Origin of the sequence: Streptomyces sp. NPDC052496 (assembly GCF_040679095.1) — a bacterium.
In the GTDB taxonomy this organism is placed as follows: domain Bacteria; phylum Actinomycetota; class Actinomycetes; order Streptomycetales; family Streptomycetaceae; genus Streptomyces.
This window is the reverse complement of sequence record NZ_JBFAUH010000032.1, coordinates 1-15,042: the sequence shown is the minus strand read 5'-3', so window position 1 is coordinate 15,042 and position 15,042 is coordinate 1. Positions and strand designations below refer to the sequence as shown.

At 73.8% G+C, this 15,042-nt stretch carries 9 protein-coding genes and 2 pseudogenes; 6 read left to right on the top strand and 5 right to left on the bottom strand.

Annotated features, from left to right (window positions below; all coding sequences use genetic code 11):
• Positions 1-85: 85 nt before the first annotated feature.
• Together AB0L45_RS33260 and AB0L45_RS33255 are read right to left on the bottom strand one after the other, a co-directional pair.
• Positions 86-539 (bottom strand): annotated as a pseudogene (locus AB0L45_RS33260) (transposase family protein).
• Positions 540-844: 305 nt separating this feature from the next.
• Complete coding sequence (locus AB0L45_RS33255; RefSeq protein WP_365846687.1) at positions 845-1,180, bottom strand: ArsR family transcriptional regulator; 336 nt, start codon at positions 1,178-1,180, stop codon at positions 845-847.
• 170 nt (positions 1,181-1,350) lie between these two features.
• On the opposite strand from AB0L45_RS33255, the gene AB0L45_RS33250 reads away from it, so the two are divergent.
• Positions 1,351-2,493 (top strand): FAD-dependent monooxygenase, encoded by a 1,143-nt coding sequence (locus AB0L45_RS33250; protein WP_365846685.1) that lies wholly within the window; start codon positions 1,351-1,353, stop codon positions 2,491-2,493.
• Positions 2,494-2,966: 473 nt separating this feature from the next.
• A complete protein-coding gene (locus tag AB0L45_RS33245; RefSeq protein ID WP_365846683.1) occupies positions 2,967-3,962 on the top strand; it encodes a YafY family protein in 996 nt (331 codons plus the stop codon).
• Between the two features lie 38 nt (positions 3,963-4,000).
• Here the strand turns inward: AB0L45_RS33245 and AB0L45_RS33240 are convergent, their stop codons facing one another.
• Both AB0L45_RS33240 and AB0L45_RS33235 read right to left on the bottom strand, forming a co-directional pair.
• Positions 4,001-8,191 (bottom strand): amino acid adenylation domain-containing protein, encoded by a 4,191-nt coding sequence (locus AB0L45_RS33240; RefSeq protein WP_365846681.1) that lies wholly within the window; start codon positions 8,189-8,191, stop codon positions 4,001-4,003.
• 327 nt (positions 8,192-8,518) lie between these two features.
• Positions 8,519-9,475, bottom strand: coding sequence for a threonine/serine dehydratase (locus tag AB0L45_RS33235; RefSeq protein WP_365846679.1), 957 nt, complete (start codon positions 9,473-9,475; stop codon positions 8,519-8,521).
• Between the two features lie 260 nt (positions 9,476-9,735).
• Between AB0L45_RS33235 and AB0L45_RS33230 the strand changes: the two genes are divergently transcribed.
• The 4 genes from AB0L45_RS33230 (at position 9,736) to AB0L45_RS33215 (ending at position 14,877) form a co-directional block, all read left to right on the top strand.
• On the top strand, positions 9,736-10,716 hold the full coding sequence (locus tag AB0L45_RS33230) for a hypothetical protein (protein WP_365846677.1): 981 nt from the start codon (positions 9,736-9,738) through the stop codon (positions 10,714-10,716).
• A gap of 28 nt (positions 10,717-10,744) precedes the next feature.
• Complete coding sequence (locus tag AB0L45_RS33225) at positions 10,745-12,139, top strand: amidohydrolase (protein WP_365846675.1); 1,395 nt, start codon at positions 10,745-10,747, stop codon at positions 12,137-12,139.
• A gap of 141 nt (positions 12,140-12,280) precedes the next feature.
• Complete coding sequence (locus AB0L45_RS33220; protein ID WP_365846673.1) at positions 12,281-14,083, top strand: ABC-ATPase domain-containing protein; 1,803 nt, start codon at positions 12,281-12,283, stop codon at positions 14,081-14,083.
• Between the two features lie 146 nt (positions 14,084-14,229).
• Positions 14,230-14,877: a GNAT family protein gene (locus AB0L45_RS33215; protein ID WP_365846671.1), complete on the top strand. Its 648-nt coding sequence runs from the start codon at positions 14,230-14,232 to the stop codon at positions 14,875-14,877.
• Positions 14,878-14,941: 64 nt separating this feature from the next.
• Here the strand turns inward: AB0L45_RS33215 and AB0L45_RS33210 are convergent.
• Positions 14,942-15,042: pseudogene (locus AB0L45_RS33210) on the bottom strand (2-hydroxy-3-oxopropionate reductase); the annotation flags it as partial.

Here is a 15,042-nt window from a genome sequence, read left to right as displayed (position 1 = left end):
CGGTGTGATCACAGCCTGACCGCCGTACCTGACACCTCCTGTCAGGTACGGCCGGCTCCGGTACGACAATGAGCCTTTTCCAACCTCAGTCGGAGCATGTCAGGCGCAGGGTGAGAACGGCCTGGACGGGGCTGGTGATACGGCTGGTGGAGCATCGCAGTTTGCGCGTGAGCCGCCAGGTTTTGAGGGTGGCCATGCGGCGGCGATCCGGTCGATCGGCAGCAGCGTGCCGTCCAGGATCACGAACGCCTTGCCGGAGGCTGTCCTCACCGCCTCGGCGAGGGGTGGCGCCAGAGCGGCCAGGATGTCGACGGCCTCAGCGATGTACCGGTAGGCGGTGGTGGTGCCCACGCCGAACCCGGCGGCGAGCTGAGCGTAGGTATGGCCGCATCGCAGATGAGCCAGCACGAGCAGTGCCTGTCGTCCGGCGGCCGGCCGGCGCCATCGCATCCCTTGCGCACATGACGTGCAGTCAACTCACGGGCGAAGAAGCGCAGAGCGGAGGTGGACAGATCAGCCCCAGCTGGGTAGACGAGCATGCGGAAGCTTCTGGCAGGACGGCTTGGGCTCGACACGCACCCCTCCAGCAGGAGCTTCTCTACGCCCGGACCCCGTCCCCACCTCAGTGGCCCGGTTCCGCACGCAGGTCGAGGAAACCTCAGTGGGTGCTGGCGTGAGGGAGCGCGCGGAAGGGCTCGGCGCCGATCACGAGCGCGGGACGGTGGTCGAAGCGACACCGATCCCCTTCGTGCCCGCGTCGTGCTCGGCTGCCTGCGAGCCGGGCGCGAGCTGGATTCGGCAGAGCTCGCGGCCCAGGGCCGACTCGGACTCCCCTCCGGTGTGCTCAGAGAGGAGCGGTGTCGGCCGGGGGCTCTGCTCCTAGGAGCGCGAGCAGCCCGGGGAATCTCTTCTCGATGTCCGCGCGTCGTAGGCGGATGCCCTTGCGGTTGCCGTAGTCGATCTCGTCAATGAGACCTGCCTCGCGCAGGACCCGGAAGTGGTGGGTCTGGGTCTGCTTCGAGATCGGAAGATCGAACGAGTTGCAGCCCCGCTCGCTGTCGCTGCGGTCGGCGGCCAACTCCGTCATCACCGTACGACGGTGCTCGTCGGCGAGGGCGCGGAACACCGCACCCAGATCGAGCGCATCGGCCTCCGGGCCGACCAGGTTCCTCCCGGCCACGCCGCACCTCCTTCAAGTACGACTTGCATCGTACCTGAAGGGCGTGCTGCACTGAGGTACGAAATTTTTCGTACCTTGCTCCGGTTGCGCTGCCCCGTGCCGCCGCTCCCTCAGACCAGGCCCGGCACTCGCCGGAGACCTGGTCATCGACACTCCGAGAGGTCATCGTCATGAAGAAGCCCGAGGTGCTGATAGTCGGTGCCGGAATCGCAGGGCCCGCACTCGCCTACTGGCTCTCCCGGAATGGATACCGGCCAACCGTCGTCGAACACGCCCGGCAGCTGCGCTCCGGTGGCAGCGCGATCGTCGTGAAGGGGCCCGCGATCCCGGTCGCCGAGCGCATGGGCATCCTCCCGCAGCTCCGCGAGCTCGCCACCCGCAATCGGTCGCTGACCCTGCTCGACCCCAGCGGCAGGCGAATCCTGCAACTCCCGCTCACCTCGGACCAGGCGCCGACGGTCGAGGTGACCCGAGCCGACCTGTCCGAGGTGCTCCACCGGTCGGCGCAGACCGAGGCCGAGTTCGTGTTCGACGACACGGTCACCGCTCTCGACCAGGACGAAGGCGGGGTGGACGTCACCTTCCGGCGGTCCGCGCCACGGCGCTTCGACTTGGTCGTCGGTGCCGACGGGATGCACTCCACCGTACGGCGCCTGGTCTTCGGCCCCGAGCGGCAGTTCGCGAGCGACCTGGGCCTGTACGGCGCGACCGTCCCGCTGGAACCCGACGCCATCGAGGACCCGACCGAGATGACGATGCTGACCGTGCCGAACCGGATGCTGGTCCTCCACCCCTCACGGACCACTCCGCTCGCGATCTTCACCTTCCGGGCCGCACAGCCGGCGCCCCACGACCGCAAGAACATCGCCCTCCACAAGCAGACCGTGGCCGACGCCTACGCCGACGTGCGGTGGCGGGCACCGGAACTCGTGGCGGCGTTCCTCGACCACCCGGCTCCGTTCTTCGACCCCCTGACCACCGTCCGGGTGCCCTCGTGGTCCCGCGGACGGGTCGTACTGCTCGGGGACGCGGCGGTGGCGACGGCCCTGCTGGGCGACGGGTCCAGCATGGCGATGGCGGGCGCGTACGCCCTCGCAGAAGAGCTCGCCGCCCATCCCGGTGACCACGCCCGCGCCTTCGCCGCCTACGAGTCCCGGCTCCGCCGTGAGGTAGGCCCGCGGCAGCGACGCGTCGGCCCGCTCTCCAGGCTCATGGTGCCCCGCACCCGGCCGGGCCTCGCGGTGCGCAACGCCGTGGGCCGCGCGGTCGGCCGCACGCACCGGATCGCCTCTCGCGAAGCCGCGAACCGGTAGACCGAGCCCGCACCGACCGGTCACCGGTCGGTGCGCAGCTCCCCTGCAGCTCCCCACCAGGTCGGCGCCTCCACGTCCGACGAGCCCGGCTCGGCGTGGCAGGTCATCGCCGATGCGGCAGATCGACTGCTGTCGGCCCCACCCACCGTTCCCGGCGCTCGCCACGACACGGGTGCTGCCGGTGCCACGTCCCGCGACGCGGAGGCGAAGTGCTGGACGGACACGGTGTATCAAGGCGCCTACGGCATCATCCGGGCGCCCTTCCGCGGCCTGCGTCTCAAGCTGCGCAACGTCGGCACAACAACACCCACGCCAGGATCCGTTGCCTCGACGAACAAGCCATGACCGCCCTGAAGGGCCGGCGCCTCCCGCGGAAACCCCGCTGGAGCACCACACGAGTCACCGCCATCATGAAGACCGTCCCCACCCTTCGTCACGCCTCAACCTGAGGTTGGGAAAGGCCCCATGACCGCATGCGCGCCGACCGCCTGCTCTCCCTCCTCCTGCTGCTCCAGAACCGCGGCCGGATGACCGCCACCGAACTGGCCGCCGAACTGGAGGTGTCCCCGCGCACGGTCTACCGGGACGTCGAGGCGCTGGGCGCCGCGGGCGTCCCGGTCCGCTCCGAACGCGGCCCGGACGGCGGCTACTCGCTGATGGACGGCTACCGCACCCGGCTGACCGGACTGAACGACGCCGAGGCGGAGTCACTGTTCCTGGCCGGCGTACCGGGGGCCGCGCGAGAACTGGGGCTGGGCGCCGTGCTGGCGACGGCCCAGCTCAAACTCCAGGCCGCGCTGCCGCCCGGCCTGGCGGACCGGGCCCGGCGCCTCCAGGACCGCTTCCACCTGGACGCCGCCGCCTGGTTCCGGCATGCCGACCCGGTCCCCCACCTGGCGTCCGTGGCACGGGCCGTCTGGGAGCAGCGGACGCTGCGCGTCCACTACCGGGCGTGGAGCGGCAGTACGGCACACCGGGAACTGCGCCCGCTCGGCCTCGTCCTCAAGGGCGGCATCTGGTACGTGGTGGCCTGCACGGACCACGCCCCGCCGGGCGACGGGCCCGTACCGACCAGGACCTACCGGATCTCGCGCCTGGTGAGCGCCGAGGTGACGGACACGCCCTTCGAGCGGCCGGCCGGTTTCGACCTGGCCGCCTGCTGGGCGGAGTCCTCCCGGCGCCTGGAGGCCGCGCTGCACCACACGACAGCACGGTTGCGGATATCGCCACGCGGGCAGCGGCTGCTGCCCATGCAGTTCGGTACGGCCGGCAGCCAGGCCCTGGAAGGCGCCGGGCCACCGGACCAGGACGGCTGGGTGCTGGTGGACCTGCCGGTCGAGACGCCGGCCGTGGCGGTCGGCGACCTCCTCCGGCTGGGCACGGAGGCCGAGGTGCTGGGCCCGCCCGAACTCCGCGCCGCGGTCGCCCGCACGGCAGCGGAGCTGGCGCAGCGGTACGCGGCGGCCTGACCCCGCCCGGCGCGGCCCGCCGTCCGCGAAGCCGCGCCTCACCCCCGCGGCCCCGGACCCGGCACCGCCACCGTGGCATCCAGGTGTGCCGCCACCTCCCGGCCGATCCGGGTCAGTGGTCCCGGCTGGGTCATGGCGTGGTGGGTGCAGGCGATGTCGTGGTTCTCGATGTGGCCGGTGACCAGGTGGCGCCACGCCTCGGCGGTCGGTGCGTGGGCGGGCTTGTCCTGGGTGGCGTGGAAGTACAGCAGGTCGCCGTCGAAGATGCCTTCGGAGAAGGTCGGCAGCAGCTTGACCGAGTTGGTGAACACCTCGGTGACGGCGGTGAGCCGGTCCTCGCCGAGCGCGGGATGCTGCTTCAGCGAGTCGAGCAGCGCGTCACCGCCGCCCTGCCCCCGGAGCACCGCCGCCACACCCGGGACGGTCAGCGGCCGTGCGAAGGAGTCCGGATCGTGGCCCGCCGCCTCCAGGAGCAGGGCCAGGATGTCGTGTTCGGTCACGGCGGGATCCGCCGTCCCGTGCGGGTCGATGGGGCGTGCGTCGAGCATGGCCAGCAGCGCCACCCGTTCCCCCCTGGCCTGGAGCCGGACCGCGATGGCGTGGGCGAGCGCGCCGCCGAGCGACCAGCCCAGGAGGTGGTACGGCCCGGCGGGCTGGACGGCGCGGATCTGCCCGACGTAAGCGGCGACCATCTCCTCGAAGGTGGCGGGCAGCGCCGCGCGCCGCTCCAGGCCGCCGGCCTGGAGTCCGTACACCGGGACGTCCGGGTCCAGGTGGCGCAGCAGACCGGCGTAGCACCAGCTCAGGCCGCCGGAGGGGTGGACGCAGAACAGCGGGGGCCGGCTTCCCCTGGCACGCAGCGGCAGCAGCGCCTCGAAGCCGTCCGAACCGCCGCCGGTCCGCAGCACCTTGACGAGTTCGGCGACGGTGGGCGCGTCGAACAGCGCGCGGATGGACAGTTCGGTGCCCAGGGCGGAACGGATCCGGCTGATGACCTTGGCCGCCAGCAGGGAGTGCCCGCCGAGTGCGAAGAAGTCGTCGTCGACGTCGACCTGCCGTACGCCGAGCACCTCGGCGAACAGCGCGCACAGCATCTTCTCCTGGGGGCTGCGCGGCTGCCGCCCGGTGCAGGCGGCGGGTGCCTCCGGGGCGGGCAGGGCGGCGCGGTCCAGCTTGCCGCTGGAGGTCAGCGGCAGGTGGTCCAGGAGCACGAAGGCGCTGGGCACCATGTATTCGGGCAGGCGCGCGGCGGCCCAGGCGCGCAGGGCGTCCGCGTCGACCGGTGCGGGCGCGGTGGTGCCGCCGGAGCCGGAGCGGCGGGCGGCGGGCACCCGGCCGGCCGCTCCGCCGCTCGCGACGGGCACGACGTACGCGGCCAGCCGCCGGTCGCCGGGCGTGTCCTCCCGTACGGTGACCACCGCGTGCGCGACCCCCGGGTGCCGGGCCAGGGCCGTCTCGACCTCGCCGGGTTCGATGCGGAAGCCGCGTACCTTGACCTGGCCGTCGGTGCGGCCGAGGTATTCGAGGATGCCGTCGGGTGTCCAGCGGGCCCGGTCGCCGGTGCGGTACATGCGGGAGCCGGGCGCACCGCACGTGCAGGGCACTCCGGGGTCGCCGCAGGTGCCGGCGGCCGACCCGCTGCCCGCGTGGGCGAACGGGTTGGCGACGAAGCGCTCCGCGGTCAGCGCGGGCCGGCGCAGGTAGCCGCGGGCGATCTGGTCGCCGGCCAGGTACAGCTCCCCCGGCACGCCGGCCGGTACGGGGTTGAGCGCGGCGTCCAGCACGTACGCCTGCACGTTGCGGCCGGGGCGGCCGATGACGGGCTGTTCGCCCTGGTCGGCGATGCGGCAGTACACGGCGTCGACGGTGCACTCGGTCGGCCCGTAATAGTTGTACGCGGTGGTGCCGGGCAGCGCGCGCAGCGTCTCCCACAAGGTGGCGTCGACGGCCTCGCCGCCCACCATCAGGACGCGGGGCCGGTGCCGTTCGCCGGTGAACAGCCCGGCGGCGATCAGCTGGTGCAGGTAGGTGGGGGTGAGGTCGAGGAAGTCGATGCGCCGGTCGGCGATGTAGTCGACCAGGGCGGGCGGGTCGAGCCGTACGGCGTCCTCCACGAGGTGCAGTTCGTGGCCGGCGGCCAGGAACAGCGGGCCCTCCCAGGCGGTGTCGAAGGAGAACGCGGCGGTCAGCGCGGTGCGCAGGCGGCGCCGGGCCGCGGCCGTCTCCGGGTCGATCAGCTCGGCCCGGTGGTCGAAGAACAGGTTCGTCAGCTGGCGGTGTTCGACCACGACGCCCTTGGGCTGCCCGGTGGAGCCGGAGGTGTAGCTCACGTACGCCGGGTGGCCGGGCGCCAGCGGGGCCCGCCGGTCGGCGTCCGTGGGGTCGGTGTCCGGGCACAGCTCCAGCTCCCGTGCGGCGGCCGGGCCGTCGAGGCACAGCGTGCCGGCGGTGCCGGGCAGCCGCCCGGCGACCGCTGCCGTGGTCAGGACGGAGACGGGGCCGGTGTCGGCGAGCAGGAAGCGGATCCGCTCGGCGGGCAGGTCCGGGTCGACCGGTACGTACGCGGCGCCCGTCTTGAGGACCGCCAGCAGGCCCGCGAGGTGGTCGGCGGTGCGCGGCAGGGCCAGCGCCACGTACGCCTCGGGCCCGGCGCCGCGGGCGATCAGCGCGTGCGCGAGCCGGTTGGCGCGGGAGTTGAGCGCGGCGTAGGACAGGGTGGTGGCGCCGCAGACGAGGGCGGTGGCGGCGGGCGTGCGGCGGGCCTGTTCCTCGAAGAGCGCGGGCAGCGTGGTGACGGGTACGGACCGGGCGGTGTCGTTCCATCCGGTCGTCACCCGGCGGCGTTCCGCGGCGGGCAGCAGGTCGATGCCGCCGACGGGCTGTTCGGGGTCGATGCCGGCCAGGGTGTCCAGCAGGGCCAGGAATCGGCGCTGGTGGGCGGCGGTGGTCGCGGCGTCGTACAGGTCCGGGTCGGCCTGGAAGTCGATGCGCAGACAGCCGTCGTCGGTGCGCTCGTAGACGTTGACGCCGAGGCCGGTGACCGGGCCGTTGGACAGGTTGTGCAAGGTGGCCGGGTGCCGCCCGAAGCTCAGCTCCGCGTCGTAGCTCATGATGTTGATGCCCCAGTCGCCGAGGTGGCCGCCGGTGTGTGCGGCGCCCAGCTCCTGGACGAGGTACGGCGACGGGTAGCGCTGGTGGCGCAGCAGCCCGCGGGCCTGCTCGGAGGTGTGCCGCACCAGTTCGCGCACGGTCGTGTACGGGCCCAGGGCGACCTGGAGCGGCAGCACGTTGGCGACCATGGAGGGCGCGTTGCGCGGTACGGCGCCGACGCGGCCGGTCACGGTCAGGTCCAGTGTCACGTCGGTGGACCCGCTCATCCGGTGCACGTACAGCGCGAGCGCGGCCATCGCCACCACGGGCAGCCCGGACCGGGTCTGCCGGGCCAGCGAGCGCAGCCCGTCGGCGGCGGGCGCGGGCAGGTGGCCGGTCTCGCGGACGAAGCGGTGCGGGACGGTGGCCAGCCGGCCGGCGAGGCCGCTGTCGCTGGTCCGGCCGGCGAACCGCTCGGCCCAGAACGCGCGGTCGCGGGCGAACCGTTCGGAGGCGTGGTACGCGGCCTCGTCGGCCAGCAGTTCCTCCAGGGTGCTCAGCCGGCTGGGCGGGCACTCCTCGCCCGCCTCCAGGGCGGTGTAGATCTCGGCGACGCGCTGGATGAGGAGCGAGAAGCCGTAACCGTCCAGGACGATGTGGTGCAGCGCCATGTACAGCACGCAGTGGTCGTCCGGCAGCAGCAGCACGGCGAAGCTGAACAGCGGGGAGCGGCGCAGGTCGACGGGCCGGCGCAGGTCGGCCCACATCCACTCCTCCGCACGGGCCCACGGGCCCGGCGCCGGGGCCACCAGGGCCGGTCCGGGCGGCGGGCCGGCGGCGTGGGCCGCCGTGTCCCGCAGGTCGACGACGGGCAGCGGCCAGTCGTCGGCGAGGTCGGGCACCTGCCAGACGCCGCCCTCCTCGTCGGTCTCGAACCGGACCTGCACGGCCTCGATGCCGGCCACGGCGCGGCGTACCGCGGTGTCCAGCACGGCCAGGTCGACCGGGCCGTGGATGTCCACGTACTCCGCGGCACGGTAGATCGGGTTCTCCGCGTCCAGCTGCTGGGAGAACCACATCCCCGTCTGCGCGACGGTCAGCGGCAATCGGCGACCGCGGTGGCCTGGCTTCCTGTTCATGCTTGCCGTCTCCTGACGAAGGTGCTGGTGTACAACGGCGACCGGGCCGTGGCGAGGCCGTGCGACCGGTCGCGACTGACGCGCCGTAAAGGGCCAACGAGCACCACGCGACGGGTGTATCGGTTCGTCGGCAAATCTCTTTGGACACGTGTACGGAGACGGGGGCGGCGGGCCGGCCGCCGACCGCCCCGCGAGCCGCTGACGCGCAGCTCACGGGCGGGACGGCGGGTGCGGCGCCGGACGGTTCCGGGGCCGGGGCGGCTCGCCGGTGACCGGCCCGGCGGTCATGCGTACGTCGAAAACGTGCGCCAGAACAGGGCGCGGGCGTCACTCACCGGGGCGTACGAGGTCCGCGGGGTCGGTGTTCGCGCCGCACACCACGACGCACACCCGCTCCCCCGGCGCGGGCCGGTACGCCCCGGTCCGCAGCGCGGCGAAGGCGGCCGCCGGGCCGTGCTCGACCGCCAGCCTGCGGTCGTCCCACAGGCTCTGCCGCGCGGCCAGGATCGCCTCGTCCGGGACCAGGACCGAGACCGCGCCGGGCTGCCGCGCCCAGTACAGCGCCATGTCACTGGCGCGGCGCGCGCCCAGCGAGTCGGCGGCGACGGAGTCCACCGTGACGTCGACGGCCCGGCCCGCCTCGACCGCCGCGTTCAGCGCCCGGCAGTGCTCCGGTTCGACGGCCACGACCCGTACGCCGTGGTGGTGCGCGGCCGCGGCGACGCCGCTGAACAGGCCACCGCCGCCGACCGCGACCACGACCGTGTCCAGGCCGGGCAGCGCCGCCCGGATCTCCTCCAGCAGGGTGCCGGCGCCGGCCGCGATCAGCGGGTGGTCGTACGCGTGCGACGCCAACGCGCCGGTCCGCTCGGCGTGTTCCCCGGCCGCCTCCAGCGCGGCGGCGTACTCGGTGCCCACCTGGCGCACGTCGGCGCCGAGCCGGCGCAGCCGGGCGACCTTGACCGGCGGCGCGGTCTCGGGCAGGAACACCGTCGCCCGGATGCCGTGCCGGCCCGCGGCCCAGGCGCAGGCCAGTCCGGCGTTGCCCCCGGAGGCGATGACCACGCCGGCTTCGGGCAGGGTGCCCGCCGCGCGGTGCGCGGCGATGAAGTTCGCCGCGCCGCGGGCCTTGAAGGAGCCGGTGTGCTGGGTGAACTCGTAGGCGAACCAGCCCTCGCCGGCGCCGAAGGTGCCCGGGTCGGCCGGTGCGACGGTGACCGGTCGCACGTGCCCGGCGATCCGGCCGGCCGCCGCCTGCACGTCCTCGTAGCTGATGCTGCTCATCGCGGGCCACTCTCCCGGGGTCTGGACGTCGTGTCACGGTGCCGCCCGGCACGCGGGCGGGGCCGCCTCCCGGCCGGGCGGCACCAGTTGATCACGGACGGCCCGCCCGGCGCCCGCCTGCCCCCGGCAAGGGCGAAAGTCCCGTCCCACCAGGACTTTCCGCCCTTGGCGCACCGGGCCACACACCGAGATGATCTTGGTACGCCGAGCCGGCGGCGCGTCCGAGCCGCCGGCCGACCGAAGGAAAGTACCCGCACGTCATGACCTTACGTACGCCCGCCGTGATCGCCTCCTGCGCCGCGGTGACCCTCTGCCTGAGCCTGTTCCAGGCGCCCGCCGCCCAGGCCGCCGCCCGGCCGCAGCCGTCCGCCACCCGGGCACCGGACGACATGCTGTGCATCTACAGCACCGAGATCACCGACCGCACCACCGGCGGCTACGTCTGGGACATCGGCAAGCGGGCCCACGCGCTGTGGCGGAGCGACGGCTTCCAGGACACGTACGGCAAGCTGTCCTACGCCGAGCAGACGAACAAGCTGCTCTATGAACTGAACGTGAGTCAGCACGTGTTCGGCCACAGCTGGCTCGTGCACTTCAACGCCGGCGGAAAACTGCACCGCAAGCTCGACAACGGCGCGGAGGCCCGCTACGACACGTACTCCTTCCAGCCGGACGACCCGGACGGCACCAACGGCGACGGCTCGCCGGTCGACGGCATGTCCGTCAACTACACGGGACGCGACATCAACGTCCCCGGCAAGCCGCTGGTCGAGTGGGACCGGCCGAGCCGCAAGCAGGACCAGGGCCAGGCGTACTCCCCGCGTGCAGCGCGCTGCACGTCCATGACCGGCACCCGGCGGACCAACTTCGAGCAGGAGATCCGGCGCCGCGCCGAACTGAACGAGAAGTACACGCTCCTGCCCAGCTGGAACTACCTCCTGACCGGCGGCTGGGCGGGCACGTCCGCCAGGAACTGCACCACGTTCGCCCTCCAGGTCTGGGACGCGACGATGAAGGACACCCCCTCCGAACGCATCGACGCGCCCGGCGGCTACCCCGCGGCGGACATCGACAAGCTGGGCGGCAAGGTCCCCGCCGATCTGACGCGGAGCGAGTTCTCCGCGTGGATCCCCGCCCTCGCCGGCAAGTGGATCCGCGAGAAGAACGGCGGCCGCAACGAGAACACCGAGGTGCCGCGCTTCGCCGACGACGCGATCGCACCGGCCGCCGGCGCACGGTAGCGCGGTAGCCTGCCCGGCAGGAGGCCCCATGCCCGTCCCCGCACCGCATGCCGGCGCGGCCGACACCGCGGCCGTTCCGCCCCACCCCGCCGACCTGGTGATCGAAGGCTGCACCGTCCTCGTCCACGACAGCCACGATGACATCGACTTCACCGAGAACGCCGCCGTCGTCGTCCGCGACGGCCGTATCGACGCGGTCGTCCCGGCCCCTGCGGTGGCGGATCTGCCCGCAGCCGAACGCATCGACGCGCGCGGCCAGGCCGCCCTGCCGGGCCTGATCAACTGCCACACCCACGCGGCCATGGTGGTCTTCCGGGGCAGCGCCGAGGACCTGCCCGTCGAGGAGTGGTTCAACGACCGGATCTGGCCGGCCGAGACCAACCTGACCGACTCCGACGTCCGGCTCGGCGCGCGGCTCGCCTGTGCCGAGATGATCCGCGGCGGGGTCACCACGTTCGCCGACCACTATTTCGCGATGGACGAGGTGGCCGACGCCGTCGCGGAGAGCGGGCTGCGCGCGGACCTGGGGTGGGCGTACTTCTCCTCCCAGGGCCCGGCGGGCCGCGAACGCTCCCTGGATTTCGCGCTGCGCCGCCGCGGCACGGCCGGCGGCCGGATCACCACCTCGCTCGCGCCGCACGCGACGTACACCGTCTGCGACGCCGACCTGCGCACGACCGCCGAACTCGCCCGCGACCACGGCCTGCCGGTGCACCTGCACGCCGCCGAGAACCGCGCCCAGACCGACCAGAGCCTGGCCCGGCACGGCCGCACCCCGGTCGAGACCCTGCACCGCGCCGGCCTCCTGGACACCGGCGTCCTCATCGCCCACGGCACCGGCATCCTCGAACGCGACCTGCCCGTCCTGGCCCGCGGCACCGGACGCATCGGTGTCGCCTCCGCCCCCAGGGGCTACCTGAAGTTCGCCTGGGACACGACGCCGCTGCGGCTGCTGCGCTCGGCCGGCATCCCGGTCGGCCTGGCCACGGACGGGGCCGCGTCGAACAACAACCTGGACGTCTGGGAGAGCATGACGCTCACGGCCCTGGTGCAGAAGGCGGCCGAAGGCGACCCGCGGTGGCTGACCGCCCGCCAGGCGCTCGGCCACGCGACGACGCAGAGCGCCCGCGCGCTCGGCCTGGACGGCCGGGTGGGACGGCTCGCCCCCGGCCACCGGGCGGACATCATCCTGGTCGACCTCACCGGCCCGCACGTCCAGCCGGTGCACGACACCGCCACGGCCCTGGTGCACAGTGCCCGCTCCAGTGACGTCCGCACCACCGTCGTCGACGGCCGTGTCCTCATGCGCGACCGCCGCCTGCTCACCCTCGACGTACCGGAAATCACCGCCGAGCTGCGCAGCCGCCTCCCGGCCCTGCTCGACCGCGGCCACGGCCGACGGATCCAGCACTACGACGGCTGAGAGCCTGCGTCATGACCGGGATCCGACCACGGCCGGTCACCCGGCCAGGTGCGACGGCACGGGGCCGGTCTGGGTATCGTCGGCCGTCGGACCGGTGGACCACCGGTCGCAGCACGATGTGACGTGAGAGGTGCAGGCGCTGTGCGACGCCCCCAAGGCCGCGACCACGACCGCGGCCGTGACCACGGCCGGGACCGCGGGCAGGCCCGTGGCCACGGCCGCCCCCAGGACCGGCAGCGGGCCGACCGCCCGCAGGGCATCCGTGACGGTCTGGCCGGAGAGCTGCGCCGGATGGACGGCGCCTCGTACGGCAGGTACAAGTCGCTCCTCGGCTCCTGGTCGATGCCCGGCTTCACCCTGGAGGTGATCCGCGGGCAGTCCGACCCGTACGCGCCGCCCGCGCGGGTCGCCCTGCGGGTACCTGCCGAGGAGGCCGGGTTCCCCGCCGACCTGTGGGAGTCGCCCGTACGGCGGCGGGCGCTGGCGAGTTACCTGGCGCGGCGGGCCGCCGAAGCGGCGGACCACCGGGCGCTGCGGGTGGACGCCGGCGGCCAGGAGGTGCTGGAGCGCAGTTCCTGCCTGGTCGACGCGCGGGACGGCTCGGTGACGCTGCGGCTGGGGGTGGACCTGCCGGGGCACGGCCGCCGTATCGACGGGCACGCGGCGGAGCACGTGTTGTGCGGTCTGCTGCCGAGGGTCGCCGAGCGCGCGCTGCGGTACGCGGCGCTGGACGCCGACGACGTACGGGCCTTCGCGGACACCGTCGAGGACTCGGCGGCGCTGCGTGCCGCGCTGCCCGGCCTCGGCCTGGTCGCGTTCGTGGCCGACGGCGCGGTGCTGCCGCGGCGCAGTGGCGTGGACGACCGCCCGGCGGCCGGCGACGGAGTCGTCCCGTTCGCCTCCCCCGAGGAGCTGCGGGTCTCGGTCGACCTGCCGCACGCGGGGACGGTCACCGGCATGGGCGTGCGCGAGGGCGTCACCCTGATCGTCGGCGGCGGCTTCCACGGCAAGTCGACGCTGCTGCGGGCGCTGGAGACGGGGGTGTGGGACCACGTCCCGGGGGACGGCCGCGAGCGGGTGGTGGCCCGGCCCGACACCGTCAAGATCCGTTCCGAGGACGGCCGCCGGGTCGAGCGGGTGGACGTGCACGCCTTCGTGGACCACCTGCCGAGCGGCGCGGACACCACCGACTTCCGTACCGACAACGCCTCCGGCTCCACCTCGCAGGCCGCCTCCCTGTGCGAGGCCGTCGAGGCGGGCGCGCGGGCGCTGCTCATCGACGAGGACACCGCGGCCACCAACCTGATGATCCGCGACGCGCGGATGCAGGCACTGGTCGCCAAGGAACGGGAGCCGCTGACGCCGTTCGTGGACCTCGTCCGCTCCCTGCACCGGGACCACGGGGTCTCGACCGTGCTGGTGATGGGCGGGTCCGGGGACTACATGGAGGTCGCGGACCAGGTGATCATGATGGACGCGTACCTGCCGTCCGACGTCACCGAGCGGGCCCGCGGCCTGGCGGCGGTACCGACCGGCCGGACCGCCGAGGCGGACTCCTTCCCCGGCGTCGCCCACCGCCGCCCCGACCCCGGCTCCCTCGACACGTCCGTACGCGGCCAGTCCCGCATCCGCGCCCGCGGCGACGACGGGCTGACCTTCGGCGAGCACGACATCGACCTGCGGGCCGTCGAACAGATCACGGACGCACGCCAGGTGGTGGGCATCGGCCTGGCCCTCGAACTGATGGTGCGCCGCGGCTACGTCGACGGCACGCGCACCCTCGCCGAAGCGCTCGACCTCCTCGACGGCGACCTGGAAAACGGCGCCCACCAGCTCCTCGCCGTCCGCGACGAGGACTTCGCCCTCCCCCGCCGCCACGAAGTCGCCGCGGCTCTGAACCGGCTGCGCGGGCTGCGGGTGTCGGGGAGGCCGGCGGGGAGCTGAGGGGCGGGCTCGTGCCCGTACGTGGTCCGTACGGGCACGGGCCCCGGCATGCGCTTGGTACCCGGGACGCCGCACGCGGGCGTGAGGGAGCCACGCGGGCGCGTCTCGTCGCATGCGGCGTGCACACCCTTGGGCATGATCCACCCATGGCCTCACCCAACACCTCACCCACGCCGCCTCCCGCACTCGCCCCCGCGCTGCCCCCGATACCTCCCGCCGTACCCGCCGGCCGCATGCGGGACAGCGAACAGCCCACTCTGCCGCTGACCCCGGACGCCGAGTTACGCCCCTGGCGGCCCGCCGACGCGCACGTTCTGGTCGCCGCCTGCCAGGACCCGGACATCCAGCAGTGGAACCGGCCCGCGCAGGTTTCGCTGGAGGGCGCACCGGCCAAGATCGCGACCTGGCGCCGGCGGTGGCACGACGAGCAGGCCGCCCTCTGGGCGATCGCCGGCCCGGCGGACGGCGCGGTGGTGGGACTGGCCGGCCTCGGGGACATGGATCTCAAGGGCGGCAGCGCGGAGTTCCTCTACTGGCTGCTGCCGGCCGGGCGCGGGCGCGGGCTCGCGGTGTCGGCGACCCTACGGATCAGCAGGTGGGCCGTCGAAGACCTCGGCCTGCACCGGCTGCGCCTGTGCCACTCCGTCGCCAACCCGGCGTCCTGCCGGGTGGCGGTCAAGGCGGGCTTCCAGTTGGAGGGCACCCTGCGCAGCGCCCTGCTGCACGCGGACGGCTGGCACGACGAGCACCTGCACGCGCGTATCGCGGGTGACGACTGGCCCCCGTACGTCTGAGCCACCGCCCGGGCTGCCGGTCGCGGCGGTGGCTCGGTCAGACGCCGTACGGGTGCGGGCCTTCTCAGGTGGTGGTGTGGCCGGAGAGGCGTTCGACGCCGCGCAGGAGGGCGGAGTGGTCCAGGCCGCCGTCGCCCTGGGCGCGCAGGGCGGCGACCAGGGAGG